26 protein-coding genes, 1 other RNA gene and 1 pseudogene are annotated in these 26,788 nt (G+C 59.6%); 15 read left to right on the top strand and 13 right to left on the bottom strand.

The window, feature by feature from the left end; translation table 11 throughout:
- Window positions 1–13: 13 nt before the first annotated feature.
- The 5 genes from LIX15_RS13295 to LIX15_RS13315 all read right to left on the bottom strand — a co-directional run bounded on the left by LIX15_RS13295 (window position 14) and on the right by LIX15_RS13315 (window position 4,343).
- Window positions 14–1,114 carry a DHH family phosphoesterase gene (locus LIX15_RS13295; protein ID WP_227773660.1) on the bottom strand — a complete coding sequence of 367 codons (1,101 nt, stop codon included), beginning with the start codon at window positions 1,112–1,114 and terminating at the stop codon, window positions 14–16.
- A 65-nt stretch (window positions 1,115–1,179) separates the two neighbouring features.
- Window positions 1,180–1,944: a M14 family metallopeptidase gene (locus LIX15_RS13300; protein WP_227773661.1), complete on the bottom strand. Its 765-nt coding sequence runs from the start codon at window positions 1,942–1,944 to the stop codon at window positions 1,180–1,182.
- A 222-nt stretch (window positions 1,945–2,166) separates the two neighbouring features.
- Window positions 2,167–2,964, bottom strand: coding sequence for an ABC transporter permease subunit (locus LIX15_RS13305; protein ID WP_227773662.1), 798 nt, complete (start codon window positions 2,962–2,964; stop codon window positions 2,167–2,169).
- On the bottom strand, window positions 2,961–3,872 hold the full coding sequence (locus LIX15_RS13310) for an ABC transporter ATP-binding protein (RefSeq protein ID WP_227773663.1): 912 nt from the start codon (window positions 3,870–3,872) through the stop codon (window positions 2,961–2,963). The genes LIX15_RS13305 and LIX15_RS13310 overlap by 4 nt, the downstream gene beginning before the upstream one ends.
- A gap of 36 nt (window positions 3,873–3,908) precedes the next feature.
- A complete protein-coding gene (locus LIX15_RS13315) occupies window positions 3,909–4,343 on the bottom strand; it encodes a universal stress protein (RefSeq protein ID WP_227773664.1) in 435 nt (144 codons plus the stop codon).
- Window positions 4,344–4,597: 254 nt separating this feature from the next.
- On the opposite strand from LIX15_RS13315, the gene LIX15_RS13320 reads away from it, so the two are divergent.
- Together LIX15_RS13320 and LIX15_RS13325 are read left to right on the top strand one after the other, a co-directional pair.
- Window positions 4,598–5,053: a universal stress protein gene (locus LIX15_RS13320; RefSeq protein WP_227773665.1), complete on the top strand. Its 456-nt coding sequence runs from the start codon at window positions 4,598–4,600 to the stop codon at window positions 5,051–5,053.
- A gap of 86 nt (window positions 5,054–5,139) precedes the next feature.
- Window positions 5,140–5,691, top strand: coding sequence for a DUF7529 family protein (locus tag LIX15_RS13325; RefSeq protein ID WP_227773666.1), 552 nt, complete (start codon window positions 5,140–5,142; stop codon window positions 5,689–5,691).
- On the opposite strand, the gene LIX15_RS13330 is transcribed toward LIX15_RS13325, so the two are convergent.
- Complete coding sequence (locus LIX15_RS13330) at window positions 5,692–6,426, bottom strand: DUF5806 family protein (protein WP_227773667.1); 735 nt, start codon at window positions 6,424–6,426, stop codon at window positions 5,692–5,694.
- Between the two features lie 76 nt (window positions 6,427–6,502).
- On the opposite strand from LIX15_RS13330, the gene LIX15_RS13335 reads away from it, so the two are divergent.
- From LIX15_RS13335 to LIX15_RS13375, 8 genes are all read left to right on the top strand, one after another.
- On the top strand, window positions 6,503–6,871 hold the full coding sequence (locus tag LIX15_RS13335; RefSeq protein WP_227773668.1) for a universal stress protein: 369 nt from the start codon (window positions 6,503–6,505) through the stop codon (window positions 6,869–6,871).
- The gene (locus LIX15_RS13340) at window positions 6,868–7,395 is read left to right on the top strand and encodes a GNAT family N-acetyltransferase (protein ID WP_227773669.1); all 528 of its coding nucleotides are present in this window, start codon (window positions 6,868–6,870) and stop codon (window positions 7,393–7,395) included. Before LIX15_RS13335 ends, LIX15_RS13340 begins: the two co-directional genes overlap by 4 nt.
- Before the next feature lie 99 nt (window positions 7,396–7,494).
- Window positions 7,495–9,948 (top strand): ABC transporter ATP-binding protein, encoded by a 2,454-nt coding sequence (locus LIX15_RS33095; protein ID WP_303657530.1) that lies wholly within the window; start codon window positions 7,495–7,497, stop codon window positions 9,946–9,948.
- A 283-nt stretch (window positions 9,949–10,231) separates the two neighbouring features.
- A complete protein-coding gene (locus LIX15_RS13355) occupies window positions 10,232–11,908 on the top strand; it encodes an ABC transporter substrate-binding protein (protein ID WP_227773670.1) in 1,677 nt (558 codons plus the stop codon).
- A 49-nt stretch (window positions 11,909–11,957) separates the two neighbouring features.
- The gene (locus LIX15_RS13360; protein ID WP_227773671.1) at window positions 11,958–12,971 is read left to right on the top strand and encodes an ABC transporter permease; all 1,014 of its coding nucleotides are present in this window, start codon (window positions 11,958–11,960) and stop codon (window positions 12,969–12,971) included.
- On the top strand, window positions 12,968–13,930 hold the full coding sequence (locus LIX15_RS13365) for an ABC transporter permease (protein ID WP_227773672.1): 963 nt from the start codon (window positions 12,968–12,970) through the stop codon (window positions 13,928–13,930). Before LIX15_RS13360 ends, LIX15_RS13365 begins: the two co-directional genes overlap by 4 nt.
- Entirely contained in the window at window positions 13,930–14,289 is a 360-nt protein-coding gene (locus LIX15_RS13370; RefSeq protein WP_227773673.1) for a DUF7268 family protein, read from the top strand. The genes LIX15_RS13365 and LIX15_RS13370 overlap by 1 nt, the downstream gene beginning before the upstream one ends.
- Window positions 14,290–14,329: 40 nt before the next feature.
- A complete protein-coding gene (locus tag LIX15_RS13375; RefSeq protein WP_227773674.1) occupies window positions 14,330–14,548 on the top strand; it encodes a hypothetical protein in 219 nt (72 codons plus the stop codon).
- 95 nt (window positions 14,549–14,643) lie between these two features.
- Here LIX15_RS13375 and LIX15_RS13380 read toward each other — a convergent pair.
- From LIX15_RS13380 to LIX15_RS13395, 4 genes and pseudogenes are all read right to left on the bottom strand, one after another.
- Window positions 14,644–14,970: pseudogene (locus LIX15_RS13380) on the bottom strand (dienelactone hydrolase family protein); the annotation flags it as partial.
- A 61-nt stretch (window positions 14,971–15,031) separates the two neighbouring features.
- Window positions 15,032–15,739 carry a sugar phosphate nucleotidyltransferase gene (locus LIX15_RS13385; RefSeq protein ID WP_227773676.1) on the bottom strand — a complete coding sequence of 236 codons (708 nt, stop codon included), beginning with the start codon at window positions 15,737–15,739 and terminating at the stop codon, window positions 15,032–15,034.
- Between the two features lie 40 nt (window positions 15,740–15,779).
- A complete protein-coding gene (locus LIX15_RS13390) occupies window positions 15,780–17,057 on the bottom strand; it encodes a dihydroorotase (protein ID WP_227773677.1) in 1,278 nt (425 codons plus the stop codon).
- Between the two features lie 25 nt (window positions 17,058–17,082).
- Window positions 17,083–17,772: a lipoate--protein ligase family protein gene (locus tag LIX15_RS13395; RefSeq protein WP_227773678.1), complete on the bottom strand. Its 690-nt coding sequence runs from the start codon at window positions 17,770–17,772 to the stop codon at window positions 17,083–17,085.
- A gap of 54 nt (window positions 17,773–17,826) precedes the next feature.
- Between LIX15_RS13395 and LIX15_RS13400 the strand changes: the two genes are divergently transcribed.
- Window positions 17,827–18,723, top strand: coding sequence for a DUF8155 domain-containing protein (locus LIX15_RS13400; protein ID WP_227773679.1), 897 nt, complete (start codon window positions 17,827–17,829; stop codon window positions 18,721–18,723).
- Between the two features lie 16 nt (window positions 18,724–18,739).
- Here LIX15_RS13400 and LIX15_RS13405 read toward each other — a convergent pair whose 3' ends face one another.
- Together LIX15_RS13405 and LIX15_RS13410 are read right to left on the bottom strand one after the other, a co-directional pair.
- Window positions 18,740–19,213 (bottom strand): DUF4385 family protein, encoded by a 474-nt coding sequence (locus LIX15_RS13405; RefSeq protein ID WP_227773680.1) that lies wholly within the window; start codon window positions 19,211–19,213, stop codon window positions 18,740–18,742.
- A gap of 98 nt (window positions 19,214–19,311) precedes the next feature.
- On the bottom strand, window positions 19,312–19,884 hold the full coding sequence (locus tag LIX15_RS13410; RefSeq protein WP_227773681.1) for a cysteine hydrolase family protein: 573 nt from the start codon (window positions 19,882–19,884) through the stop codon (window positions 19,312–19,314).
- A gap of 112 nt (window positions 19,885–19,996) precedes the next feature.
- On the opposite strand from LIX15_RS13410, the gene LIX15_RS13415 reads away from it, so the two are divergent.
- Both LIX15_RS13415 and LIX15_RS13420 read left to right on the top strand, forming a co-directional pair.
- A complete protein-coding gene (locus LIX15_RS13415) occupies window positions 19,997–21,496 on the top strand; it encodes an Hvo_1808 family surface protein (protein WP_227773682.1) in 1,500 nt (499 codons plus the stop codon).
- Between the two features lie 107 nt (window positions 21,497–21,603).
- Window positions 21,604–22,749, top strand: coding sequence for a nicotinate phosphoribosyltransferase (locus LIX15_RS13420; RefSeq protein WP_227773683.1), 1,146 nt, complete (start codon window positions 21,604–21,606; stop codon window positions 22,747–22,749).
- Between the two features lie 21 nt (window positions 22,750–22,770).
- Here LIX15_RS13420 and LIX15_RS13425 read toward each other — a convergent pair whose 3' ends face one another.
- Window positions 22,771–23,373, bottom strand: coding sequence for a TIGR00296 family protein (locus tag LIX15_RS13425; protein WP_227773684.1), 603 nt, complete (start codon window positions 23,371–23,373; stop codon window positions 22,771–22,773).
- Window positions 23,374–23,489: 116 nt separating this feature from the next.
- Between LIX15_RS13425 and rnpB the strand changes: the two genes are divergently transcribed.
- An RNA gene (rnpB, locus tag LIX15_RS13430) (RNase P RNA component) lies at window positions 23,490–23,874 on the top strand.
- A gap of 373 nt (window positions 23,875–24,247) precedes the next feature.
- A complete protein-coding gene (locus LIX15_RS13435; RefSeq protein ID WP_227773685.1) occupies window positions 24,248–26,740 on the top strand; it encodes a heavy metal translocating P-type ATPase in 2,493 nt (830 codons plus the stop codon).
- Window positions 26,741–26,788 lie beyond the last annotated feature (48 nt).

Genomic DNA, 26,788 nt, shown 5'->3' on the forward strand with positions numbered 1-26,788 from the left:
GTCGCTTTTGATTCTACTCGTTCGTCTCGTCTTCTTCCGACTCGTCGTCTTCGTGTTCCAGGTTCCAGAACGCCTCCAGAATGACCTGCTTTGCCACTGCACCCTGCGTCGTCCAGTGGTGGGCGTAGTCGAGCATGTCGTCGTAGATGCTCGGTTTGCATCCCGCGGCTTTCGGGTGGCCGCCGCCGTTGACCTGCCGGGCGACTTCGTGGCATCGCTGGAATTCGTCCGTGCCCCGGATGCTCGCGCTTCCGGCGGGTTTAACGACGACGGAGGCGTCAGCACCCTGTTCGCGCATCGCCTCGGCGACTTCGTTCTGCGAACAGCGACCGTAGGTGACGCCGACCGTCCAGTCGCCGATTTCTTTCATGTCCGCGCGTTCGACCGCGCGTCCGATGAGGGCTTCCTTTTCGACGCGTTGTTCGGCGAGAAATGCGAGCACTTCATCGGGGAAGTCCGCGCCGTGCTCCTGAATCACGTCCATGTACTCCTCGGGTTCCGACCAGTAGGAGTAGTCTGCGAGGTCGTCGCTTCGCGGGTCTTCGCGGAGCCACAGGTCGTGGTCGCGCGTGACAGCCGCCAGTTCGACCAGATAGTCGGGGAACTTGTAATCGAGTGATCGCGCGACCACGTCCGCGGTACACTCCTCGTCGGAGTCGCCGACGACGAGTTCGACACCTTCGGCGCGAACCGCGTCGGCGACGGCGTCGTTCCACTGGTGGTGGTCGTACCAGAACACTTCGTCGGCCTCGTCTACGAGAACTTCCAACTCCTCCGCGATGTCTTCGTAGGTGTCGGGACAGAGGTCGCAGACAAAAATGGTCGCGCCGGGTTCGCTGTAGGAGACGACTCGTTCGAGCGCGTCACCGAGGTCGTGCGGTCCCGCGTCGATGAGCGCGCCTTCCCTGTACGCTTCGCGGATGAGTGCGGTCGCGGCCAGTCCGTCCGCGTCCGGGTCGGCGACGACCGCAACCTCTGCGCCGGAAAGGGTCTCCTGTGCCTCCTGTTCCTCTCGGTGTTCCTCGAACGAATCGGGGATGAAAAATCCCTCCCCGGGCAGTAGCGATTTCCGTTCCAGCGAGAGGTTCTCGTCGTCGATAACCCAATCTTTCATACTTCCTCTCTGGTGCGCGGCGCAAAGAGTTCCCGGTTCTGCGGGCGGAACGTTTTTCCTCTCGATTACTCGTACGTCCGGTCCATTCCGTTTCGACGGAGGAGGTGACGAACGATGTTGAGCGTCCAGTTAACACGCGTATTGAGGGAAGTTCCGTATCGCGTCGTTTCCACGATGTAGCCGGGAATATACATGTCCGCACCGACTTTGTGAATCAGAAGCGGACTGTCGCCGTCGATGAGGTTGCCGCGCTTGAACTCGTAGTATTCAGGGAGGGAGTCGTCGAGGTGGTACTGATTCATGTACCTCGCAGTCATCGTCGCGTCTTCGTCCGCTCCTTCCGAAAGCGTCGGGTAAATCGCCTGTCCGTCGCCGTCCGGCCCTTCCGCTTCGCGATAGAGTCCTTTCGAACTGTGGAGGCTAAGCACCGTTTTCGGATTGTGTCTGTCGATGGCGCTCCAAATCGCTCGGGCGAGTGCGGTTTTCGGTTCCTTTCCGGGTGTGAACTTCCGATTCAAGTTGCCGTTGTCGTTCGAATACGTTCCGCGCTTGATGGCAATCGGATTCGCCCGCGGAATCATCACGAGTTCACCTCTGTCGATTGACCACGTCGCCACGTCGTCCACAGCGCGATACCCGCTTTCTTCGTTACCGTGAATCCCGCCGACGACTACCGCCGTCGGGCCGGGTTCGCCGGATTTCGTCACGTACACTTCGGTTTCTTCTTCGGTTCCCGTCCGGATCGTGTACGATGAACGCTCTCCGCTCGCCGCGCCAAGTCCGGTGAATCCCGCCGCCGTTGCCATGAGCGCTCCGCCCGACTTCAGCATAAAGTCTCGCCGCGAACTGCTAGTTTCGAATCTCGAATTGTCAGATTTTCCGCTTGGTTGTCTCTAACCATTTAGCAATTAAACAATAGCTATCTCACATTTATGGCTTTTTCATGAATAATAAGTATTATTCCAAATAATACGGTGTATTCCATTTACTCTGGAATCATCAGCGATGGTTCATCTCGAAAATTGCCAAACCTCTGTCGGTGTCATCTCCGCTTAGAGGCCTGCCTGATTGAATTTCAGATAGCCGAGTGCGATTGGAACGACAGCCCACGCGATGAGAACGAGAATCGCGAACCAGCCGGTGTTGTAGAACGAACTGACGGAACCGTTCGAATGGACGACGGTATCGATTCCGGTCGAATACGCTTGAATCGGACTGAGGCTGTCGATAAAACTTGCCCACTCCGGGCGTCCACCACGCGGCGTCGAAACGCCGTTCAACACGTATCGAAACAGTTGCGGAATCGCCGACCAGCCGATAACCGTCAGCATGAACAAGCCGATACTCGTCACCATCGCACGATTGCTCGTCGGCGACATCGCCGAGAAACAGACCGAGGCTCCCGAGTACGCCGCCGCGAGCAGAAAGACGAGGACGAGAAACACGACGTAACTCGTAATCGGGAATCCCCCGCCGAACGCCAGAAACACGACGGTCGCGGCGAAAACGCCGATAAACGTCGCCGTCCCGACGACCATCGTCCGCCCGACGGCGATTCCCGCGACGACATCCCGACGGGTGTAGGGCTGTGCAAGGAGCAGTTTGAGACTTCCCAACTCGCGCTCCCCGGCGATTGCATCGTAGCTCATCATGAGCGCGGCCAACGGAACGAGGAAGACGACGAAGCCGACTGCACTGAAGAAATCGGCGTCACCGGGTGTGTTGTTCCTGCTCATTCCCATGTACACCGGCACGGCGAGAAAGAGGACGAAGGCGACCGCCGCGGTTCCAAGCGACCACGCTCGATAGGCATCCAGAAAGTCCTTCTTCGCCAAGACGCGCCAGTTCATGCCGACACCCCTGCGGTGTAGGTGGCGAACAGTTCTTCCAGTGACGCCTCGTCCGTGTCGAAATCCTCGATTGTACTGCCGGTGGCTTCGATGGTGTCGAGGACGGTTTTCTTCACGTGGTCACTACACGCGACCACAATTATCGTTCCGTCGGCGGAGACTCGCCCCACACCGTCGATTTCCCGAACTCTGCCGATAGTTTCTGCGGAGTAGCGGTCTACCTGTACGGCGAGCGTTGCATCGGTTTGTGCCGTCTGCCGGAGGCCGTCGATGGTGTCCACCGCCACCAACTCCCCGTTTTGGAGGATGGCGACCCGGTCACAGACCGCTTCAACCTGTTCCAGAATGTGGCTTGAGAAGAAGACGGTCGTTCCCCGTTCTTTCTCTTCGCGGATGATTTCGCGCATGGCGAGCGCGCCGTTCGGGTCAAGTCCCGTCGTCGGTTCATCCAGAATGAGGAGGTCGGGGTCACCGACGAGTGCCATTCCGAGAACGAGTCTCTGGGTCATCCCCTTCGAAAACCCTTCCGCCCGCCGGTCTGCGGCATCGAGAATGCCGACCCGCCGAAGCAGTTCGTTCGGGTCGTCGTCGGCACCGCGGGATTCGATGATGAATTCGAGGTGCTGGCGGGCGGTCAAATGGTCGTAGGTACGATAGCCGTCGGGAAGCACGCCGATACGTTCGTGAACGTGTCGTGTTTCGCGTTGGGCATCGTGCCCGAACACGCGGGCGGTTCCGTTCGTCGGTCGGACGTAATCGAGGAGAATGTCGATAGTCGTTGATTTCCCCGCACCGTTTGGGCCGAGGAAGCCGAACACTTCTCCTTTCTCAACAGTGAGGGAGAGATTTCGAAGAGCGACGACGCTCCCGAATCGCTTGGAAGCGCCGTCCAATTCGATGGCGGACATACCGCAAAAATTGTAATCGGCTGATATATACTTTGTTCACGCCTCGTTGGGATCGAGTTGTCGAACCGTCATTACGGGCGTTGGACAGCTTCGGACGACGCGCTCCGCGACGCTTCCGATGAGGAATCGATTCTCACCGTGGCGTCCTCTGGTTCCCGTCGCAACGACGTCGGCGTCGTGATCGCGGGCGTACTCGCGAATTTCTGCCGCGGGGTTGCCCTCCCGGACTGCGGTAACGACATCGCGGTCTGCGCGCTCGCGAACCGATTCGAGTGCGGTTTCACCCTGCGACTCGAGTGCAGCGTGCAGTTCCTCGCGGAGCGTCTCCGGCGAAGATTCGACCTCGCCAGCGTCCACGACGTACAGCGTATGAACTTCAGCGTCGAACTGGTATGCGAGGTCGAGTGCGACTGTAACCGCACGCTCCACGCTCTCTGAGCCATCGGTGGCGATAACAACGGTGTCTATCATGGTTTCTCCTTCCGTTTGCAGCGTTGTTAAAGTATGAGATGGTATATTGCGTCAACCCAAACTGCTAAATATCATGTCATACGTTATCAAGACGCCCGACGGGGCAAGGTTGCACCCAAACCGCAATCACATCTGATTGCGGTTTGTTGGTATCGAAACGGTTCGTCTCCCGCGCGATAACTGATTCTGCGAGTCGGGGTGATTCCGAACTCGGTGAGAGAAGATTTTTTGCCTCCCTGCACGCATCCACGGATATGACCGCGTCGCCAGTCGAAGTGAATACGGTACTCGTTCCGGTTGACGGGAGCGACGAATCGGTACGTGCAATCGAGTACGCAGTCGCTATCGCCGAGAAGTACGACGCTCGCGTCCACGCGCTCTACGTCCTCGGCGAGGAGATGACCCGCGCAGTCGAAACGGGCGCCGTCGAAGAGGATGATGTCGTCGTCGAAACGGAATCGTTCATCGACAACGCCCGCGCCGTCGCGGACGACGCAGGCGTCGAACTTCGCAACTCCATCGCGCTCGGTTTCTCCACCGTGCGAAAACTCCAGCATCCCGGCAGCGCCGTCCTCGACTGCGCGGACGAAATCGACGCGGACTTTCTCGTCATTCCGCGAGAACCCCTCTCCGGTGAACCCGGGGAAGTGCTGGAGAAAGCCGCAGAGTACGTGCTGTTGTACGCCAGTCAACCGGTTCTTTCCGTCTAACTCTCCGTTTCCGCCCGATTCACTCCCCCTGATTTCTGAACCGCGATGACACAACGTTTTTACCCGAAAAAGCCCCGAATCGGTGTATGGACGGGACGACGCCGAATACCACGGCGCACTCACGAGCGATGCCGTTTTGGGAGGACGTTCTCGCCGACATGGAAGCCACGGCGGCGGAGTACGAAGAATCAGGATGGGACGTCCTGCAACTCCATCCGGGCGACGTAACGCCACGCTGGAACGAAGACCACGACGAGTTTGGACTAGACGTGCTCGTCCCGAACGACGAGTTCGACGCGGTTTCTGACCTGCTCGATTCGGGAATCGAGTTCGACGCCTTCGAGGCGTTCCGCGCGATGGGTGACACCATCGTCTTCGTCGTCGTCGTCATGGAAGACCACGACGAGGAAGTCGCGGTCTGTTATCCGACGTACTACGACGTGCGGGGCGCAGAACAGATGCTGCAGGACGCGATGGACGCGGGCGTGATGTACTCCTACGTTCGTACCTTGACCGACGACCGCGTCCGGTTCACGCACGACGACCCCGCAGTGTTCCAACCGCCGGAACCAGAAGAGTCCGCTTCGGAACCGAACCCCGAGAGCAGTCCTAACGGCACGAACGCAACCGACGGGTAACTACTCTTTCTCACCGATTTCGCGGCCGCAGTGCGGACACTCCATCTCGTTGTGGCGCAACTCCTCGCTGGATTCGCGCACCTCGCGCATGACGTTCGAAATTCGGTCTTCTGCGGCGAGTTCGTCGTCCACGGAGAGGTCGACTCCCTCCACTTCGAGGAGGAACTTCGCGACCTCGGTCACCTCGTACATCACGTCGTCCAGTTCCTCGGCGGTGAAAAAGCCAGACATCGCTCCGTAGAGAAACGTCGCTCCCGCTTTTCGGACTTTGTCCTCGAACGCGGAGCGAGCCTGATTGACTGCTTGCGGGGTGTAGGTGTCGGTCATAAACGGGATGAGATACGGCAGGTTGTTGCCGATTTTCGTCATCTCGACGCCCGTCTCGGTTCGGAAGTCGGCACAGAGTCGAGCGATTGCCCACTCGCGCGCGGTGATGTAGGTTCGGTCGCGAAGGAACTCGTTGACGCGGTCGTACTCCGCGCCGTCCATCTTCTTGAACCGCGCGTACTTCTGCACGTCCGCCGGGAGTTCGGGAGCGCTCGACGCGCCAGAATCGGCGCGTTTGGACGCTGAATCGCCCATCGACGGTTCCTCCGTTTCGCCGATTTCGTCTCCATTCGGTTCGCTTGCTTCGTCTACTTCACCGATCTCGCCTGGTGTATCCATTCCATCCGTTTCGTCACTCTCGTTCGTATCCTCCATCTCGTGTTCCGGCGGGGAGGGGTCGTTCGACATACGCCGTCGTTACCGAGCGGAGTGCAAAAGCGTATCGCACCCAATTGTTTTGGCACATGCCGGGTATGGGGGTAGTATGAAAGTATTATTGGGAATCGGTGGAAGCGACGACTCTTTCACTGCGCTCGAACAGACGGTATCGCGCGCGGTGCTCGCGGACGACGACCTGACGGTTGCCGTCCTCGACAATCCGGAGAGCGACCGGTCGAAAGAGGAAATCGGGGAGAAGGTCGAAGACGTACTCGCGGACGCCGACCTCGACGCGACCATCCGCGACGTGTCGGGCGACCCCGGAAGCCGCCTGCTCGACATCGCCGAAAGCGAAGGATACGACCAAATCGTTCTCGGCGGTGGACAGCGCAGCCCGATGGGTAAGATTCGGCTCGGACACATCGCCGAATTCGTCCTGTTGAACTCCCACGTGTCGGTGAAACTGGTACGATGAACGACCATCGACGCTTTCCGGACGAACCGGCGGGACCGTTTCCGGAACCGCCGCTTTCGTTCAACGACCGCGAGGAGCGTGAGATAGAAATCCATCCCTTCGAAGACGGGGACGTGGAGCCGCTCGTGGCGATGTACGTGGATTTCGACCCCGCCGACCGCGCGCAGGGGATTCCTCCGGCTACGGAACCGCGAGTCCGCGATTGGGTCGAAACGCTGACCGACGGCGACGGATACAACGTGGTCGCGTGGCACGGCGACAGCATCGCGGGCCACGCGACCCTCGTTCCGGACGGCGACTCCGCCTACGAACTCGCCATCTTCGTCCATCAGGACTATCAGCGCGCGGGAATCGGGTCGCACCTCATCCGAACCCTGCTCGGCTACGGACGACAGCAGGGCGTCGATAAGGTGTGGCTCACGGTCGAACGCTGGAACCGCGCCGCCGTGAACCTCTACCGAAACGTCGGGTTCGAAACCGCGGACGCGGAGAGTTTCGAGTTGGAGATGGTGCTGCGATTGTGAGGGACGAGGCAACCAGTCGGTCGCCGTTTTCCCTCGCGTGCCGCGTGCTACATACAACCGAACGATTTTTGCTAACAGGAACAGGATACCCGCGTAACTGTGACCGATTTACTGTCCATCTCGAATCTCAAGACGCAGTTCCACACGGAGCGAGGAACGGTCAAGGCGGTGGACGATTTCGAACTGACCATCCGCGAGGGTGAGACGGTCGGACTCGTCGGCGAATCGGGGTCGGGAAAGAGCGTCACCGCGCTTTCCGCGATGCAACTCATCGATGACCCGGGAGATGTCGTCTCCGGTGACATCAAGTTCCAGGACGCCGATATCGCCACGGAATTCGCCGAAAAGTACCCCAACGGCGTCGGTGAGTTCGTCTTTCCCGACGAGGGATACATCGACCTCATGAACGCGCCCGAAGCCGTCATGCGGGACATCCGCGGCGGCGAAATGGGAATGATTTTCCAAGATCCGATGACCTCGCTCAATCCCGCGCTGACCGTGGGCGAGCAAGTCGCGGAGAGTCTGCACCTCCACCAGTACGACGGCAAGCGGAAGGACAGCTGGTGGAACGCGGTTCGAGAAATCGCGCCGAAGCTCGGCGACGACATGGACGAAGAACTCCTCCAGGACACCATCGATATATTGCAGGAGGTCGGCATTTCCGAACCCGAATCCCGAGTGGAGGAGTATCCTCACGAGTTCTCCGGCGGGATGCGCCAGCGCGTCCTCATCGCCATCGCGCTCGCCTGCAAACCGAAGCTACTCATCGCCGACGAACCGACGACGGCGCTGGACGTGACGATTCAGGCCCAGATTCTCGACCTCATCAACGACTTGCAGGACGAATTGGGCATGTCCGTCTTCATGATTACGCACGACCTCGGGGTCGTCGCAGAAACCTGCGACCGCGTCGCGGTGATGTACGCGGGCGACCTCGTTGAGGTCGGCCCGGTGGACGAAATTTTCCACAACCCGAGCCATCCGTACACCTACGCACTGCTCGAATCCGTCCCACACGAGGACAGAGAGCGCTTGACGCCGATCGACGGCAACGTCCCCGACCTTATCGACATGCCCGAGGGATGTCACTTCGCGCCGCGGTGTCCGTGGGCCAAACCGGAGTGTACGCAGGGCGAGATTCCGAACCTCCAGCACGGCCCCGACGACATTGACCATCGCGCGAAATGCGTCCTCGAAGACTTCGACAAGCGAGAGTACATCGAAGAACACGAGAGCATCTCGACCGAGGGACACGAAACGGGCGAGTCGTTGGTGACGGTTGACCAACTGAAGAAACATTACTCCCGCGCGGACGATTTCCTCGACAAGTGGCTCGCGAAGGAAAACCAGAGCGTGAAAGCGGTCGATGGAATTTCCTTCGACATCTACGAGGGCGAGACGCTCGGCCTCGTCGGGGAGTCCGGTTGTGGCAAATCGACTGCCGGTCGCTCGCTCCTGCGCCTCGAACAGTTGACCGACGGACGCGTCGTGTTCGCCGGAACTGACCTCGGCGGATTGGACAGCACTGGTCTCCGTGAGACGCGAAAGGACATGCAGATGATTTTCCAAGACCCGCTGTCTAGCCTCGACCCCCGGATGACGGTCGGCCAAACCATCGCCGAACCGCTTTCGATTCACGGTCTCGCGAAAGGCAATCGCAAAGAACGCGTTACCGAACTGATGGAGAACGTCGGCCTGGAACCCGGCCAACGCGACCGGTATCCGCACGAGATTTCGGGCGGTCAGCGCCAGCGCGTCGGCATCGCCCGCGCGCTCGCGGTTGACCCCGACTTCATCGTCGCCGACGAACCGGTGTCGGCGCTCGACGTGTCCGTGCAGGCCCAGATTATCAACCTGCTCGAAGATTTGCAGGAAGAGTTCGGTCTGACCTACCTGTTCATCGCCCACGACCTCTCCGTGGTTCGCCACATCTCCGACCGCATCGCGGTGATGTACCTCGGCGAAATCGTGGAAATCGCGGACACCGACGAACTGTTCGCCGACCCGAAACACCCCTACACGCAGGCGCTCCTTTCGGCGATTCCGGAACCCGACCCGCGGGCGGACACCGACGACCGAATTATCCTCGAAGGCGACGTTCCGTCGCCAATCGACCCGCCTTCGGGCTGTCACTTCCGTACCCGGTGTCCGAAAATTATTCCGCCGGAGGGAATGGACATCGACCAACGGGCGTTCCGCGAAGTGATGGATTACCGCGAGCGGGTCGAAGATCGCGCCATCAACCTCGAATCCGTGCGCGAGCAAGTCGTGGAGGCCGATGCCCCGGTACAGGAAGCGACCGCAACCGACGGCGGGGCGGTGGCGAGCGGTTCCTTCCGCGCCGTCCTCTGGAGTCGCTTGTTCGACACCGAACCGAGGGGCGAACCCCGTGAGTTGGTCGAACGGTCGTTCGATTATCTCGAAAACGGTGATTGGGAATCCGCCGAATCGATCCTGCGTGAAAACTTCACGAGCATCTGCGAACACGAAAGCCCGGTCCTACAGGAAAGCGCACACCCCTCGGCGTGTCACCTCTACGACCAACCCGAATAGCTTGTTTTCGTGGATATCTGGGCCTTTTTGTCCGTCGTTGGCCTAAACTGGCGAACGACGCGGCGGTTTGCACCACTCATCTACGACTGAACTTCACAATCGTTTCACTGGTTTAAAATCTTTATTTTATCGGTAAAATTCCCATATAACCGATTCATATCGGACTCAGGGCGCACATCGGTGACAGATGATCACTTCGTCCTTCGAATATTTGTTGATTTATATGAGCTTTATCTACTCTCGGTTCGGTATGTTTATATGGAACATAGAAACACAGTGACGTATGGCGTCACGAAACAATGTAACTGACAGACGTAGTTTCCTCAAGGCGGCAGGCGGGGCGGCCGCCGCCGCATCGCTTGCCGGTTGTCTCGGCGGCGACGGAAACGGCGGCGACGGAAACGGCGGCGACGGCGGACTACTCTCCTATGCGCGCGGAAGCGACTCCAGTTCGCTCGACCCGCAGGCGACGACCAGCGGTGAGGACGCGAAGGTCATGAACCAGATTTTCGACCGCCTCATCCACTTCAAGCCCGGAGAAACCGCACTCACCGAGGGTCTTGCGAAGGAGTTCAACCTCGACGGAAAGACCGCGACGCTCCAACTCCGCGAGGATGCAAAGTTCCACAACGGCGAGGACTTCACCGCGGACGATTTCCTCGCAACGTACGACCGGTTCCTCAACGAGGATTCCGAATACTACATCGACAACCAATACGATGGCAACGGAAACGCCTCCATCTATGGCAACTACCTGCTCGGAAAGGTCGATAACGTGAGTGCCGACGGAGACTACACACTGACCTTCCAACTCGGTGAGCGATATGCGCCGTTCCTCGCCAACCTCGCCGTGTTCGCGCTCGCGGTGCTTTCGAAGAAACAGATCGAAGAAAACGGTGGCCAAATCGCCAATCAACCGATCGGTACCGGCCCGTTCGAATTGGATACCTGGAACACGAACCAAGGCAAAATCCGACTGACGCCGAACGGCGACTACTGGGGTGACGCACCCAAGGTTGACGAAGTCGTCTTCGAAGGTGTTCAGGACAACGGAACCCGCGCACAGAAATTGCTCGCCGGAGAGTCCCAAATCGTCGACGGACTCGGCGCTCAGCAGGCGAAGCAGATCGACGGTGAGGATGGCGTCACGCTCGAACGGACGGAAGGCCTGAACGTCGGTTACATGGCGTTCAACATGTCGCGCGTCGAAGCGTTCCGCGACAAGAACGTCCGATTGGCGATCAGCCACGCGATCAACACGAAAGCCATCGTGGACAACATCTACGAGGGACTCGCCGTGCAGTCGAGCCAGCCGATTCCGCCGGGAGTCATGGGCTACAACAAAGAACTTGACCCGTACCCGCACAACCCGGAGAAAGCACAAGAACTCCTCAATCAGACAGATTACGCCGACGGCTTCTCGTTCGAACTGGCGACGATGAACAATCCGCGTCCGTACTTCCCGTCCCCCGTTCAGACGGCGGACACGGTTCGTTCGAACCTCCAAGAAATCGGCATCGAAGTCAACGTCAACGAACAGGTTTGGGACCCGTACCTCACCTACACTTCCGAGGGTAAGCACGACGCGTGTTTCCTCGGCTGGATGACCGACAACGGCGACCCGGACAACTTCTACTACGCGCTGCTCCACCCGCAGCCGAAAGAGGACGCCGAGGTCTCGGAAAACCAAGACTGGATGGCGTGGGAGGACATGAACAACACGAGCAACAACGCCGCGTGGGCGAACAGCGAATTCATGAGTCTCATCGAAGAAGGGCAGAAGAAGTACGGCGACGGCGAGCGCAAGCAACTGTACAAGGAAGCCGGGAAAATTGCACACGACGAAGCGCCGTGGGTGTACGTCACCCACACCGAGGAACTCCGCGGCGTCAGCGACGAGGTGAGCAACTTCACGCTCGCGCCGATCAGCGGACCATACCTCAATTTGGTCGAGCTATAACAACGGAATAACGCATCTTTTTTGGTGACTGGTTTCATGCGTTTCGATAATGATTAGCAAGCGCTTTCTTCTGAAGCGTCTTCTGTTGCTGATCCCGGTTTTGTTGGGTGTTGCGACGTTCGTTTTCGCAATTCTCCATCTTTCCCCGGGGAACCCGGCGCGGTCGATGGCCGGTCAGCGCGCATCGGAGGAGTTCGTTCGCCAGATAGAACGTGATCTCGGACTCGACCAACCGATATGGGTGCAATATGGAGAGTTCCTCTTCAACACTCTCAAACTCGACTTGGGTCAGTCGTACAACATTCGGCGGGGTGTTCCAGTGACCACGATTCTGGCCGACAAACTCCCGATCACGATTGAGATGGCCGTTCTCGGCCAGATAATCGGCGTTTCTATCGGTATTCCGTTGGGGATTATCAGCGCGGTCAAGCAGAACTCGCTCACGGATCACTTCACGCGAGTCGGGGCACTGACGGGAATCAGCGTGCCTATCTTCTGGAGCGGCCCGCTTCTCATCCTCTTGTTTGCCCAGATGCTCGGTATCCTTCCGACGAGCGGTCGCATCGCCACCGAGCACTCGATACCAGCGATTACCGGTTTCATCACGCTCGACACGCTGCTCGTACTCGACTTCGAGGCGTTCCAGTCCGCGCTCCGGCATCTCCTCCTCCCGTGTCTCGTTCTCGGCATCTACCAGATGGCGCTCATTTCCCGGATGATGCGCTCGTCGATGCTGGAAGTCGTCCGGCAGGATTACATCCGAACGGCGCGCGCCAAGGGGCAGGGAAGCAAGATAACCCTGATGAAACACGGCCTTCGGAACGCGCTCATTCCAGTAATCACGGTCATCGGTATCCAGTTCGGGTCACTGCTCGGCGGTGCGGTGCTGACCGAAACCGTGTTCGGTATCTCAGGCGTCGGCCGACTGCTGGTGGATGCCATCACCGCCGGTGACTACCCGGTCGTGCAGGGTACCGTGCTGGTATTCGCGCTCCTGTTCACGCTGGTCAATCTCGGCGTTGACATCACATACTCCTACCTTGACCCGAGGATCGAACAATGAGTACGCAATCACAATCCGAGGAACAGCAGACGCGCGGAGTCGTCGCACGACTCCGCGCCTCGCCGTTCCTCTCCGAATTCCTGTCGAATCGTCTCGCCGTGACCGGTCTGTTCGTCATCCTCTCGATGGTGGCTATCGCCCTCTACGCGAGATTTTTCCTCGACCTCGGGGCCATCACGACCTCGCAACTCGGCAGCGCCCCGTCGATGGAAGGGCCGTGCGGCCACCAATCGCTCTCCGGATCAGTGGGGTCTCTCGGTTCCTGTGAGTACCTTTTCGGAACCGACATCCAAAGTCGTGATATTCTGCCCCGCGTCATGTACGGCGCGTGGCTGGCGCTGAAGTACGGAACCATCACGGTCGGTGCCTCGACGGTTCTCGGCGTTGGACTCGGCATCATCGCGGCCTACTACAGCGACCTCGCAGACAACGTCATCATGCGGACGATGGACGTGCTGCTCGCGTTCCCGGCGCTCCTGCTGGCGCTCGCGCTGGTCGCCATCTTCCCGAACGACTGGGGTCTCTGGCGTGCGGTCGTCGCGCTGACGCTCGTGTACACGCCGCGATTCGCCCGCGTCGTCCGCGGTGCGGCGCTCAAGGTGCTCGAAGACGAGTACATCGACGCGACAGTCGCGCTCGGTGCGACCGACCCGCGGGTGCTCGTTCGACACATCCTGCCGAACTCGCTCGCACCCATCACGGTTCAGAGTACGCTCAACTTCGGGCTGGCCATCATCGACCTCGCGGCGCTCTCGTTCCTCGGCTTCGGTGCGCAGGCGGGAACGCCGTCGTGGGGACTGATGCTCTCGAACGGCGTCGAAAACGGCCTACTCACCGGCGAGTGGTGGTGGTCGTTCTTCCCCGGTCTGTTCCTCGCCGTGACCGTGCTGGGCTTCAACTTGCTCGGCGACGGCATGCGCGACGCACTCGACCCCCGCATGCGTGAAACGGTAGACTGATGGATCCCCTCGGTGCGGCTCTCTTTTCGCGCGCTCGATTCGCCGCCCGATTCGGAGCTCTCGGGTTTGTTTTAGGCGGTATCGGTCTCCTCGTCGCCGTGCTGTTGGGCGATTCAGTGCGGTTCGCCAGCGCAAACGTCTTTGCACTTGGCGCGCTCGCGTTCGCGCTCGGCTTGCTCGGTTGGTCCGGGTCGGTGTTCGCGGGTGCGGCTATCGAAAACATGAACGAACGGCTCGATTCGAACTCCGACTGGACGGAAGACGATTCTCGCCGTGCGATGACGGTCATCGGTAGTGTCGGCGCTGGCTGGATGGTCGGCGTAAGTGTGATGACGCTCGTCTTGCGTACGGCATATTAGGCCGTAAGCTTTTTGTCCAAATATCATAGTTAAGAGTTGTATGGTCGTCCTCGAATCGACACTTGTGGGGCTTCTGCTCATGGGAATTGGGGTTGCAGTGGCGACAAGACCACAGAAAACATATAATATTCGACATAGTGTTGCCGTCGTATCTGCGGGCGAACTCACCGAGCTCGGCACTGCACGATACCAAGTCTACGGACTGCTCTGTACCCTTCTCGGCTTGATGCTGATAATCGTCCCGCTTTTCCTCCCGTAACTACAGGTTTGACGCGAACCGCTCACTTATCACTTCAAAAACCGTTTCTAGTGCGCCCGGTTCGGAAAACAGGTGACCCGCATCTCCCACGATTTCGAGTTCCCGAAATAGCCGAGTCGGTACTCGTCTGTTTTCGCTTGGTCTTCGACCCACTCGGTGACCGCGACGAGTCTGTCCGTTAGCAGTTCGATGTCGAACCGATTTTCGTAAACGGTGTCTTCGTCCTCGGTGAGTAGGTCGAACAGCAGCGTTCCCAGACCGAACTCGCGCAGCTGCTCGGCCACGAAGTTGTTTCGCGGGCTCTTCCGACTGCTTCCGCTGCCGTGTGCGAACAGGACGATTCCCGTTGCGTCTTGCGAAATTTCGAAATTTCCTTCCAGTTGAACCCCATCAACCGAAATCGCCATCTCTCCCGATTGCATGACGAGATACTATTCGGTACGCCGGTGAGTAGTTGTGACGGCTGGACGGCAGGTGAGCGTCCTATCGGAGTCTCCGTTCCGCCAGTTTCCGTTCTTCGGGCGTGTTGACGTTCACCGACCATCCGTCAGTCGTCATCGCCAGTATTGTCCTCTCCTCTACGAATCGTTGAATCGACTCCGCAAGTTCGTACTCCCCCCGAACCGACGGCTCCGTGTCGGCACAGGCGTCGAACATCTCCCGACTGTAAATCGCGAATCCCGCCGCGACGAGGCTGGGATTCGGCGGATTTTCCGGTTCCTTTTCGATTCCAAGCAGTTCGTTATCCTCGTTCACATCACAGATGGCTTTCACGCGCGCTTCCGCCGTCGAAACGAACTTGACATTTTGAACCGCATCAACACCGTCTTCGCGTTGGCGGCGAACCAACGGCTGAAGGTCGGATTGGATGATGCAGTCGCCGTCGATGCACATAAAATCTCCTTCCACGTGAGGTTCGGCCTGCAAAAGCGCGTGTGCCATCCCCAGCTGCTCGTCCTGCCACACGTAGGTTATCGGCACGCCAGCGAACGAATCGCCGTACCGTTCTCGAATTTTCTCCCCCTCGTAGCCGATAACGACGACCAGCTCGTCGGCATCGAGCTCGAGCACCGCCTCGAAACAGTGGGTGAGAATCGGCTTTCCGGCCACCGCTACCAACGCCTTCGGTTTCTCGTCGGTCAGCGCTCGGAGGCGCGTTCCTTTTCCGGCGGTGAGGACGACGGCTTGCATGCATGCACCATTTTGCAGAGTCTCTATCTATTTCTTCGGGCTACGCCCGAACGTTCTCCCCGACCGGTTCGCCGAACTCGCCGTTCTCGAACACCACGTTCCCGCGAACCATCGTCAGTTCGGGGAAGACGCCCGTCCAGCCCTCGAACGGCGTCCAGCCGCATTTCGAGTGGAGGTTGTCGCCGCGAATTTCCCGGGTTTCGTCCGGGTCAACCAGCACGAGGTCGGCCATTCTGCCCTCCTCGATGCGGCCTTTTCGCGGCATGCCGAACACCTTCGACGGGTTACGGGAAGTCAAGTCGGCTACGCGGTCGTAGCTCAGGTTCCCTTTGCGGGCCTGTTCGAGAAGGAGCGGAAGCATCGTCTCGACGCCGGGGACGCCGCTCGGCGCGTCCCAGATGTTCGCGTCTTTTTCTTTGCGGGTGTGCGGTGCGTGGTCGGTCGCAATCATATCGACCGTTCCGTCCGCAACACGAGCGAACACCTTCTCCCGCCGTTTCTCGCTCCTGAGCGGTGGATTCATCCGGCCGAAGGTTCCGAGTTCGTCGAGGTCGTCACGCGAGAGAAACAGGTGATGGGGCGTCACCTCGCAGGTCGCGCCGATTTCACGCGCCGCGTCAATACCCTCCGGCGTGCTGGTGTGCGCGATGTGCAGACGCGCGCCGAGTTCGTCGCCGATTTCACAGGCTCGCTCGACGGCGGCGGCCTCGGCTTCCGCCGTGCGGTAGGCACTCCACGCGTCCGTATCGTTTCCGTCGCGTGATCTCGCATCCTCGTCGAACAAATCCGCATCCTCTGCGTGAACCGTTACGACGAGGTAGTCGTCCGCGGCGCGTTCGACCGCCTCGCGAAACAGCTCTTCCTCGATTCCCATCTTTCCCGTCGAATCGGCGAGGAACACCTCGCCGAGTGCGAGAACCGGGCGGTCGAACAGCGATTCCGGTTCCCAATCCGGCGTCACACCGCCGTTGATTCCGTAGTCGATGTAGGATTTTGCGGCCAATTCCGCTTTCTCGTCAAAAGACTCGCCGTCTATCGTCGGCGGGTTGGTGTTCGGTTGATCGACAACAGTCGTGACGCCGCCCGCCACCGCGCTCTTGCTTCCCGTTTCCCACGTCTCCTTGTGCGAAAATCCGGGCTGGCGGAAGTGAACGTGCGCGTCGATTGCACCCGGAAGAAGAAGTTTTCCCGTGGCGTCTATGGATTTACCGGATTCCGTGAGCGACGACCCGATAGCGGAGATTCGCCCCGCGTCGGTGTCGATGCGAACGTCTCGCTTGCTCCCGTCGGCGAGCGTCGCGTTCCGAATAGTAAGCATACCCGCGAGTGGTTCGGGAACCGTCCTAAATCCCTCGGTCGCCGACGTGTTCGACCGTCGTTTCTTCCTCGCCAACCAGCAGATCTTCGATTGTTTCGATGACCAGCTCGACGTTTGAATCACCCTCTGCCTTGGCGATGCTCCCGACCGAATCCGGGTCGAAGGGAACGTCGAGCGCCGCATAAATCGGATCGAGGACGCTCGCGATTTCGTCGTGGTCGTCCACGACGACGACGCCGGACACGAGCGCCGCCCCGGTTCGAACGCGCTGTGCGACCCCCGCGAGCTTTCCGTTCCATTGAAGCGAGTAGTCGCCCGGGCAGAACGACCGTTGCGGTTCGCCGCGCTGGGCCGGTACGCCGAGTCGCCAGAAGGCGCGTTGAACCGCTTCGGTCGTCTCGGCGTACCGTTCCTCCATCCCTCGTCGCATATCCGCGAGTGGGACGGTGTGGGCGAAGGCGACTGTGGTTCCCGTATAGGCGACCGCCCGTCCGCCGACGCTCCGCTCGACGGGTTCGAACCCGCAGGTTTCGGCGACGGATTTCGCCACGTCAAACCCCTCGGCGCGCGCGTCCCGTCGCCCGAATGCGATTTGACGGTGTGGCGTCCACACCCGAACCGCGGCCTCGCCGCTGTCTGCCGTCTCGGAGAGCATCGTGGCTGTAACCGTCCGGTCTTCGTCTCGCGTTTCGGCTCGGCCACGAAGCACGCGCATAGCACTCCATTGTGACCCGACGTATGTAAACGCTCTCGGTCTAGAGTGAGTTGCATGGTCGGGCTTCCGCCGGAGGTTCTTTCGCGCTATCCGCGCTTTTCGCTCTACAACTCTCCCTACGCTGCACACGACGAGGGCTGTGCTATCGACCTGTATCCCGGCAGTGGTTACTCACGGCTCGGCGACGCACAGACGTCGGTCGACCGAGCGGGGAGCGAAGCGACCCGCGAGACGAGCGCGCCCAGTCCCGTCGCTGGCGAGGTGGTCGAAACCCGGACGGTGACCGCACCGCGGAAAGCCTACGCCGTAGCACACGACTACCTCATCGTGGTCGATACCGGCGACTATCTGACCCGGATGCTCCACGTGAAACCGGATGTCGAACCGGGCCAGCGAGTCGAAATCGGCGATTCGCTCGGCGAGATGATTCGCTCGGGATTCTTCGCGCCGTGGGTCGCAAACCACATCCATCTCGGATTCCGGCCGCGAGATTCGAATCCGGTTCGGGCCTCCGGGTCGCTTCCGATGGGCTGCCCGGTCGAAATAGAACCGCTCGTGTGGGACGGGTCGGGTCGCGTGGTCGCCACCGGGGACACCTTCGTCGTCCTCGATTCACCCACGCACCCAGCACCGGGCGAGCGATTTGTGGGAATCGCGGGCGTTGCAGATGGAGAAACCGTCGTGCTGGACGGCGGATTTCCACATTACGAGGGCGGCGGCGCGTTGGCGAACGGCTTTCCTACCGTTTCGGATTCCGTCTCGCTTTTCGGTTCGACCATCGGCTCTTCCGATGGTCGAACCGTGACGTGGAACGACGTTGAAATTCGTGCGAACGGAACACCGATTACCGGTCTCTCGCTGTTCGCCGCGCGCGAACAGTTCGGCGCGAAGCTCGTCTGCCCAGGCCACGGCTTTTCGGTCGGCGATTCGATTTCCGTGACCCTTCACTAACGTCGAAGAATGCGAACTACTGCGTGCGATTTCGGTATTCTTCTTTCAACGTCTGGTATTTTTCATCGTGACGCATCTCGTCCCATCTTCGTTTAAAAACCTTCGCCGCTTCGCGCTTTTTCGGGTCGGCCCACCGTTTCGGTTCGCGCTCCTTACCATCGATGTACTTCTTCTCGCAAGGATATTTCGCGTAGCGCATCGCCCGAGTGAACCCCATCTGACAGTATTTCCGCGCCATATCCATTCCGACGAAATCGCCGTTTTCGCGGTATCTTTCGTACTTCTTCCCGAGTTTCCTTGCGGATTCCTCTGCTGACTCGGAGTCGGCGTACGACCAGTGCGGAAGCAGTTCGGATTTGTACGGTTCGGCTTTGAACACGCCTTTCTCGCTCCCGTCGATTCCGTACTTTTCGACGTACTTTTCGGGGTGTTTTCGGTAGTCAATGTCGTCTTCCGGACTATCGTTTTCCGATTCGTCGTCTTCTGGCACTGGCTCCGGATTCGGGTTCCGAGATGTTGGTTCGTTCGGCTAACGCGATGGGCAGGCCGTGACCTACCTTTCCCTTCGAGTCGTTGATTTCGGGAAGTTTATTCGAATTCCACGTCGTCCAACTCCACGCCTTCTCCGAACAACCACGCCGAGTGTTCCACCGCGTACTCCTTGTGGCCTTCCTCGACGTATCCCACGGCGTCCTCCACGATGACGGGTTTGAAATCCCGCAGTCCGGCGCTCCCGGCGGTGTGGAGGACGCAGACGTTTGCCAGCGTCCCGCAGATGAGCAGGTCTTTGATACCGTGAGTGTCGAGATAGCCTTCGAGGTCGGTCTGATAGAACGCGTCGTAGGTGTGTTTCGTGACGACGTGGTCGTCTTCGCGCACGTCGAGTTCGTCTACGATTTCCGTCTCCCACGAGCCTTCGACGACGTGTTCGCCCCAGCGGTCGAACTCGTCGTAGTAGTGTGCGTCCTCGAACTGTTCCGGCGGGTGAACGTCGCGGGTGAACACCACCGACGCACCCGCCTCGCGTGCGCGTTCGAGCAGATTCTGAATCGGGTTGATAACGTCCTCGCTTCCCGGCGCATAGAGGCTTCCGTCCGGGTGACAGAAGCCGTTTTGCATGTCAACGACGATGACGGCGGTCGAATCGGGGTCGAAGTTCATGTCGAATTCTATGGCCGGTTCGAACCAAACCGTTTCGGAAGTCTCTGATCTATCTTCTCACATCACATTCACGACCTTTTTTACACAGTAGTCCTACCTGTCCCCTACAGGAATGCGAACGATCACCGTTGTCGCGGTCGCTCTCATGCTCGTCTTGGCCGGGTGTTCATCGACTCCCACCGAGGACACGACCACGAGCGATCCCGACGTGACGAACACGACGCAAACCCCCGACACGCCATCGGGCGAGAAAAAAGCGATTCACCCGCCTGACCCCGAGTCCGACGTGTTGGGATGGGAGGACGGTTACTGGTACAACGAGACGGTCAACGTCACCCGTGACGACGGACTGAACGACTCGGAACTTGACGCCGTTGTCAGTCGGTCGATGGCCCGCGTCGAGAAGATTCGAGGGTTAGAGTTCGACAAAAAGGTTCCAGTGAAAGTTATCTCGCGCGACCAGTTCCGGAGCGAACAGAGTCGACAGACGACGTCGCCGGAGCGGACGTTGTTCGACAACGTCAAATTCGAGGCGCTGATGATGATCGACGAATCGACCGACTCAATCGCGGTGCAGACCAAAAACTCCGGGTCGTCGGTCGGCGGCTACTACAGCCCGGAAAAGGAGTCCATCGTTATCATTTCGAACAACCAGAGTTCGCCCAAGATGAACGAGATTACGCTGTCACAGGAGTTGTTCCACGCGCTCCAAGACCAGAAATTCGGATTCGACTCGTTCGATCAATCCACCCGCGAGCGCCACAACGCAATCGACGGTGTCGTCGAGGGCGACGGCAACTATCTCGATTATCTCTACGAACAGCGATGTAACAACGCGTGGAAGGGAACGTGCCTGATGCGCGATCAAAGCGAGAACGGTGGTGCCGGCCAGCTCGCCAACATCGGCCCGTATCTACTCAAATTCCAACCGTACAGCGATGGCCCGCCATTCGTGAAGCAAATCCACCAAGAGCAGGGCTGGGAGGGTGTCAACGCACTTTACGAGAATCCACCGGCCAGCACCGAACAGATAATTCATCCCAAAAAGCACCCGGCCGACGAGCCAGCCCAAATTACCGTACAGGACAGAACCAGCAACGGCTGGGAACGCTTGAAGCCGGAGGGTCGTCCGAACTTCGGCGAAGTCGGCGAAGCGGGTATCTTCTCGATGTTCATGTATCCCGCCTACGAGAGTCAGGGTGGCGCACCCATCATCCCTCCCAATCAGTTCATCAACAGGGACAGCGAGGGCAACCCACAGGAGTTCAACCCGTTGAACTACCGAAGTACGCCGACTGAAGGCTGGGACGGCGACAAAATCGTCGCATACACGAACGACAATACGCCGAGAAACGAGACCGGATACGTCTTTAAAACAAAATGGGATTCGAAACAGGATGCCACCGAGTTCGTGGACGCCTACAAAAAACTGCTCAACTATCGCAACGCTGAGCAAGTCGATGGCCGACAGAACACGTGGACGGTGCCCGACAGCACCGGTTTCGGTGACGCCTTCTACGTCCAGCAGAACGGCGACACTGTCGTCATCGTGAACGCGCCGAAAGTGAGCGACCTCTCCGACGTTCGAAGCGGTTCCGCGCCGCAGGCGTAACTCCGACTCTTTCTCGATATCGTTTTCCGAAATCCACTCTCCCGACAAACCCGGTGGTTTTTCGCTGTCGCGGGAAATATCCCCGGTATGAGCAACAGGTGGTGCGCGTGAGCGACCGATTCGACGTGGTTTCCGAGGATGCGATTCGCGACGGAACCGCGACGGACGCCTACTTTTTACGTACCGAGACGACGCTCGAAGCCGCAGGAAAGAACCCGCACGTCGTCGCGGAGGTAACTGCCGACCAGTTCCCGACCGGCGAGTTCGAACTTCTCGCCGGTCTGAAAGACGCGGCACATCTCCTCGAGGGATTGCCCATCGACGCGGACGCGATGGAAGAGGGGCGACTGTTCGACGGCGGACCGGTGTGTACCATCGAAGGCCGATATCTCGATTTCGCTCGGCACGAAACCTCGCTTCTGGGCTTTCTATCCCACGCCTCCGGAATGGCGACGAACGCGCTCGAAGCGCGCGTCGCCGCGCCGAACTCCCATCTCGTGAGTTTCGGCGCGCGACACGTCCACCCGTCGATTGCGGCGGTCGTGGAACGATCTGCCCTCATCGCTGGATTGGATGGATTTTCGCACGTCGCGGCGGGCGAAATCCTCGGCAAGGAACCGAGCGGCACGATGCCTCACGCACTCCTCATCTGTTTCGGCAGTGGCGAACAGGAAGAAGCGTGGCACGCCTTCGACGATGCGGTCGGCGACGACGTTCCCCGAATCGCGCTCTGTGACACCTTCTCGGACGAAAAAGACGAGGTGCTTCGCGCGGCGAACGCGCTCGGCGATTCGCTCGACAGTGTTCGAATCGACACCACCGGCTCGCGCCGGGGTGACTTCCGTCACATCCTGCGCGAACTGCGCTGGGAACTTGATTCCCACGGCTTCGAGGGCGTGGACATCTTCGCCAGCGGCGGACTCGGTTCCGACGAACTCCGCGAACTCCGCGACGTGGCCGACGGCTTCGGCGTCGGCAGTCACATCACTAGCGCGGAACCGATTGATTTCGCACTCGATATCGTGGAAATAGAGGGTGAACCGGTGGCGAAGCGGGGGAAACTATCGGGTAAAAAACAAGCGTATCGAACCGCGGAGGGCGAGCATCACGTCGGACTCGCGCGTCACGATGCTGATGCAGACGGTGAGCCGCTACTGCAACCGCTCATTCGTGACGGTGAAATCGTTCGAGAGTTCGACGTAGATTCCGCCGCTCGTCGCGCTCGCGACGACGCTTCGCTTGTCAGCTTCTGAATTCGTTCGATTAGTCGATTTTTAAATCCGTTCGATACTCCCTTCTGGTTTTCGCTCGCGGAACACTGGCCCTTCGATGAGGGTGACGAACACGTCGTCTTCTTCCCACGCGCCGTGGGGAAGTCCGGCTTTCCGACACGCCCGGTCGAGGTATTCGAACTCGCTCCAGTTGTGTTCTGTGGGGAGCGTCGGATACATCCACGCGTGCTTGCCGTTGCCTTCGACGGCGACGCCGTGGCGGCCCAGCTCTATGTCTCGCGTCGGGTTGTCCGTCAACATCGTGTTCTCGACGATGAACACGGAGATGTTGAGGTTCGACAACTCGGCCGGTTCGATTTCCGACCCGCAGGAGTCGCCGCTCGCCGCCGCGATGGCGGAATCGACGATTTGGTGTCCTAACTGTTCGCTCGTGTCGTAGGCACCAGCGCACCCACGGAGACTTCCACGCCCACGGGTGGACTCCAGCCGGACGAAGACGCCCGTTCGGGCGTAGAATGCTTCTCGCATACTGCCCGGTTGCTCTCGTTGTCCATTGATAACATACGAATTTACTGCCTCCCGTGCGAGTTCTACCGCGCGCGTGCCATCCTCGTAAGAGAGGGCTACTGCCTGTGCCTCAGACATACAAGTTCCTTATGCACAGAAGCATCTTCAACGCTTCCCTTCAATCTGGCTGGCTTTAAGCCCCCATGACTACGAGGACCGAACGGCTTAAACGCGAGTATGAACTAGTTTTCCCCGGCAGAGGGAGCTCGGTTCCCGCGGATAACGGTTCCGGCGTACTACCGGAACCCACGTGAGGAAAGTCCCCCCACCGTCCGAGCAGGCAACCGAACGCAAGTTCGGAGTGGGAGACCACTGGCTCTGGAACAGAAACGAGACCACTTCGTGTGACCGATGCAGTGCGCGAACCGACCCGAGAGGGGAGGGAGTTAACCCACTAAGGGCGCGTGACGAACGTCACGCCACGTCGTGTTGACTCTGTCAACGCGCGGATCACGAAGAATGGATGGAACGGTGAATCCTTGCCGGTGCAAGTCCGTACCGCACAGGTAGCTCGGACACACGGTGCGGACGCTTAGCCGAATGCCGAGCTGAACAGAAGGGGGCTTACTCCCCTCAGCCGATTTTCAGATGCCGAACGCGAATGCCAGTAGTGCGACCCCTGCGAGTACCTCAACCGCGACCATCGCCAGGGCGGCGCTTGCTTTGATGTGCGTCATACTACACCCAGTTACGCGGTGGACGGCTACCCCAATAAGTGAGAACGATGGTTACGAATCGTTTCCGTTTTCAATGGTCTATTAACGGATTGAACGGTTTTGAACGGTGTTTTTCACTCCAAAAGTACCGATGAAACGCTCTGGAACGCGGGGCAACGAACGTCAGTCGCGCGTCTCGTTATTAACTAACCGGAAATTATTTAATAAGAATGGCCTAAACTGGCCCCGTTTTCTGGCAGAGAAATTAATAACTCTTCGGTGACTACGGTTCGGTAATGAGCAACAACGAGGCTGAGACGCTTCGTCTCTCGGTTCCCAGTATGGATTGTGCATCCTGCGCCGGGAAAGTAACGAAAAGCGTCGAATCCCTCGACGGCGTCGAGGGAACCGACGCGCAGGTCGCCTCGGGACGATTGGTCGTCACGTTCGACGCGAGCCGCACCGAGACGAATGCCATTCGAACCGCTGTCGAGAGCGCGGGCTACGAGGTGGACGATACGCGAACCGAGACGCTTTCGGTTCCTAGCATGGACTGTCCGTCCTGCGCCGGAAAGGTCGAAAACGCGCTTTCAGACGTAACCGGCGTCGTGGAGTACGACACGCAACCGACGTCGGGCCGAGTCGTTATCACGACCGTTTCGGACGCGTCACGCGACGACCTCGTGGCGGCCGTCGAAGCTGCGGGCTACGAAGTCGAACAAATATCTGGCGCCGATTCCGACGGTTCGGCAGCCGACTCTCCGCACGCTGTGTGGACGAGTTCCCGTGCCCTGAAAACGTGGACCGGAGGCATTTTCCTCGTGTTCGGACTGGTGTTCGAATTTCTATTCCCAGCTTTGAACCCCGAACTATTCTCCGCGGTTGGCGCGCCGTTCACCGCGGCGGACGTCGGCTTCCTCGCGGCCACCGCAATCGGTGGGCAGGAAATCGTCCGAAACGGCTACTACTCCGCGAAAAACGCCAGCCTCGACATCGACCTGCTGATGTCCGCGGGAATCATCGGCGCGCTCGCCGTCGGTTTGTACTTCGAATCCGCGACGCTTGCGGTGTTGTTCAGCGTCGCCGAACTCCTCGAACGGTTTTCGATGGATAGAGCGCGAAACTCCCTGCGCGAACTGATGGATCTCTCGCCGGATACGGCGACGGTTCGGCGCGAGGGAAACGAAGAGACGGTTCCGGTCGAAGAGGTTCACGTCGGGAACACCGTGGTCGTTCGTCCCGGCGAGAAAATCCCGGTCGATGGCGACGTGCGCGAGGGAACGAGTTCGGTTAATCAAGCACCAATCACGGGCGAAAGCGTTCCGGTAGAGAAAGAAGTCGGCGACGAAGTGTTCGCCGGAACGGTGAACGAGGAGGGCTATCTCGAAGTCGAAACGACCGCTGAAGCGGGCGATTCGACCATCTCGAACATCGTGGAGATGGTCGAGGATGCGCAGGGCAATCAAACCGACCACGAGCAATTCGTCGATCGATTCGCGCGCTACTACACCCCCGTCGTGGTCGTCGGGGCGATTCTCACCGCCGCGGTGCCGCCCCTTCTCTTCGATGCACCGTTTCAGGAGTGGTTCGTCCGCGGACTCACGCTCCTCGTGGTGGCCTGTCCCTGTGCGTTCGTCATCAGCACGCCCGTCAGCGTGGTTTCCGGAATCACCAGTTCCGCGCGAAACGGCGTTCTCATCAAGGGCGGCGACCACCTCGAAGCGATGGGCGAACTCGATTCGGTCGCCTTCGACAAAACCGGTACGCTGACCAAGGGCGAACTGACCGTTACGGACGTTCTCTCGCTCAACGGAAACAACGCGGACGACGTGCTCCAGTGCGCCCACAGCATCGAACGCCGGAGCGAACACCCAATCGCCGAGGCCATCATCGACCATGCGCACGAGCGAGGCGTCGGCGAGCGCGAGGTGTCCAACTTCGAGAGTCTGACCGGAAAAGGCGTCCGCGCCGACTTGGACGGCGTGACTCATTACGCTGGAAAACCTGCACTGTTCGCCGAATTGGGCTTCGACCTCGAACACACACATCTGACGACTGATGGAGGCAGCGCGATCGTCCAGCAGGGCGAGACGGTCGAATCGCTCGAACCAGAAAGCATCTGTGACGGTCGGGAGGACTGCCTCGACCTGCTCGCGGAGGTCGTCCCGCGCTTCGAACAGGAAGGAAAGACAATCGTCCTCGTCGGAACCGAAGAGGAACTGGAGGGCGTCATCGCCGTCACGGACGAAGTTCGTCCCGGCGCAAAAAGAGCCGTCGAACGACTCCACGACCTCGGCGTCTCACGCGTGGTGATGCTCACGGGGGACAACGAAGGCACCGCCCGCGCAATCGCGGAACAGGTCGGCGTGGACGAGTTCCGGGCCGAACTCCTCCCCGAGGAGAAAGTGTCCGCCGTCGAAGAGCTCACCGAGGGCGGCGTCGCCATGGTCGGCGACGGTATCAACGACGCGCCCGCGATGGCCGCCGCAACCGTCGGAGTTGCCATGGGCGCGGCCGGAACCGACACCGCCATCGAAACCGCCGACGTGGCCCTGATGAGTGACGACCTCTCGAAACTGCCGTACCTCCGCAAACTCGCCCGAAAGGCGAACGGCGTCATCCGGCAGAACATCTGGGCGAGTCTCGCCGTGAAAGCCGTCCTCGCGGTGGGCGCGCCGTTCGGACTGGTGAGCGTCGCTCAAGCCATCATCATCGGCGACATGGGGATGAGCCTCGGCGTGACGAGCAACGCGATGCGACTGGCAGGGGTTAAACCGGACGACGAATAGAGTTCGAGATACCGGCTCCCCACAACGACTGATAACCTGCAGACCGTA

The sequence above is a fragment of the Haladaptatus pallidirubidus genome (assembly GCF_020700235.1).
Taxonomy (GTDB): domain Archaea; phylum Halobacteriota; class Halobacteria; order Halobacteriales; family Haladaptataceae; genus Haladaptatus; species Haladaptatus pallidirubidus.

What these genes read in the sequence shown, in the direction of transcription:
- LIX15_RS13310 (WP_227773663.1), bottom strand. Translation starts at nt 3,872, where the DNA reads ATGTCCGCCATCGAATTGGACGGCGCTTCCAAGCGATTCGGGAGCGTC.
- LIX15_RS13305 (WP_227773662.1), bottom strand. Translation starts at nt 2,964, where the DNA reads ATGAACTGGCGCGTCTTGGCGAAGAAGGACTTTCTGGATGCCTATCGA.
- LIX15_RS13325 (WP_227773666.1), top strand. Translation starts at nt 5,140, where the DNA reads ATGGACGGGACGACGCCGAATACCACGGCGCACTCACGAGCGATGCCG.
- LIX15_RS13425 (WP_227773684.1), bottom strand. Translation starts at nt 23,373, where the DNA reads ATGTCTGAGGCACAGGCAGTAGCCCTCTCTTACGAGGATGGCACGCGC.
- LIX15_RS13390 (WP_227773677.1), bottom strand. Translation starts at nt 17,057, where the DNA reads ATGCTTACTATTCGGAACGCGACGCTCGCCGACGGGAGCAAGCGAGAC.
- LIX15_RS13365 (WP_227773672.1), top strand. Translation starts at nt 12,968, where the DNA reads ATGAGTACGCAATCACAATCCGAGGAACAGCAGACGCGCGGAGTCGTC.
- LIX15_RS13415 (WP_227773682.1), top strand. Translation starts at nt 19,997, where the DNA reads ATGCGAACGATCACCGTTGTCGCGGTCGCTCTCATGCTCGTCTTGGCC.
- LIX15_RS13435 (WP_227773685.1), top strand. Translation starts at nt 24,248, where the DNA reads ATGAGCAACAACGAGGCTGAGACGCTTCGTCTCTCGGTTCCCAGTATG.
- LIX15_RS13375 (WP_227773674.1), top strand. Translation starts at nt 14,330, where the DNA reads ATGGTCGTCCTCGAATCGACACTTGTGGGGCTTCTGCTCATGGGAATT.
- LIX15_RS13370 (WP_227773673.1), top strand. Translation starts at nt 13,930, where the DNA reads ATGGATCCCCTCGGTGCGGCTCTCTTTTCGCGCGCTCGATTCGCCGCC.
- LIX15_RS13335 (WP_227773668.1), top strand. Translation starts at nt 6,503, where the DNA reads ATGAAAGTATTATTGGGAATCGGTGGAAGCGACGACTCTTTCACTGCG.
- LIX15_RS13400 (WP_227773679.1), top strand. Translation starts at nt 17,827, where the DNA reads ATGGTCGGGCTTCCGCCGGAGGTTCTTTCGCGCTATCCGCGCTTTTCG.
- LIX15_RS13295 (WP_227773660.1), bottom strand. Translation starts at nt 1,114, where the DNA reads ATGAAAGATTGGGTTATCGACGACGAGAACCTCTCGCTGGAACGGAAA.
- LIX15_RS13395 (WP_227773678.1), bottom strand. Translation starts at nt 17,772, where the DNA reads ATGCGCGTGCTTCGTGGCCGAGCCGAAACGCGAGACGAAGACCGGACG.
- LIX15_RS13385 (WP_227773676.1), bottom strand. Translation starts at nt 15,739, where the DNA reads ATGCAAGCCGTCGTCCTCACCGCCGGAAAAGGAACGCGCCTCCGAGCG.
- LIX15_RS13330 (WP_227773667.1), bottom strand. Translation starts at nt 6,426, where the DNA reads ATGTCGAACGACCCCTCCCCGCCGGAACACGAGATGGAGGATACGAAC.
- LIX15_RS13360 (WP_227773671.1), top strand. Translation starts at nt 11,958, where the DNA reads ATGATTAGCAAGCGCTTTCTTCTGAAGCGTCTTCTGTTGCTGATCCCG.
- LIX15_RS13315 (WP_227773664.1), bottom strand. Translation starts at nt 4,343, where the DNA reads ATGATAGACACCGTTGTTATCGCCACCGATGGCTCAGAGAGCGTGGAG.
- LIX15_RS13340 (WP_227773669.1), top strand. Translation starts at nt 6,868, where the DNA reads ATGAACGACCATCGACGCTTTCCGGACGAACCGGCGGGACCGTTTCCG.
- LIX15_RS13320 (WP_227773665.1), top strand. Translation starts at nt 4,598, where the DNA reads ATGACCGCGTCGCCAGTCGAAGTGAATACGGTACTCGTTCCGGTTGAC.
- LIX15_RS13410 (WP_227773681.1), bottom strand. Translation starts at nt 19,884, where the DNA reads ATGAACTTCGACCCCGATTCGACCGCCGTCATCGTCGTTGACATGCAA.
- LIX15_RS13300 (WP_227773661.1), bottom strand. Translation starts at nt 1,944, where the DNA reads ATGCTGAAGTCGGGCGGAGCGCTCATGGCAACGGCGGCGGGATTCACC.
- LIX15_RS13355 (WP_227773670.1), top strand. Translation starts at nt 10,232, where the DNA reads ATGGCGTCACGAAACAATGTAACTGACAGACGTAGTTTCCTCAAGGCG.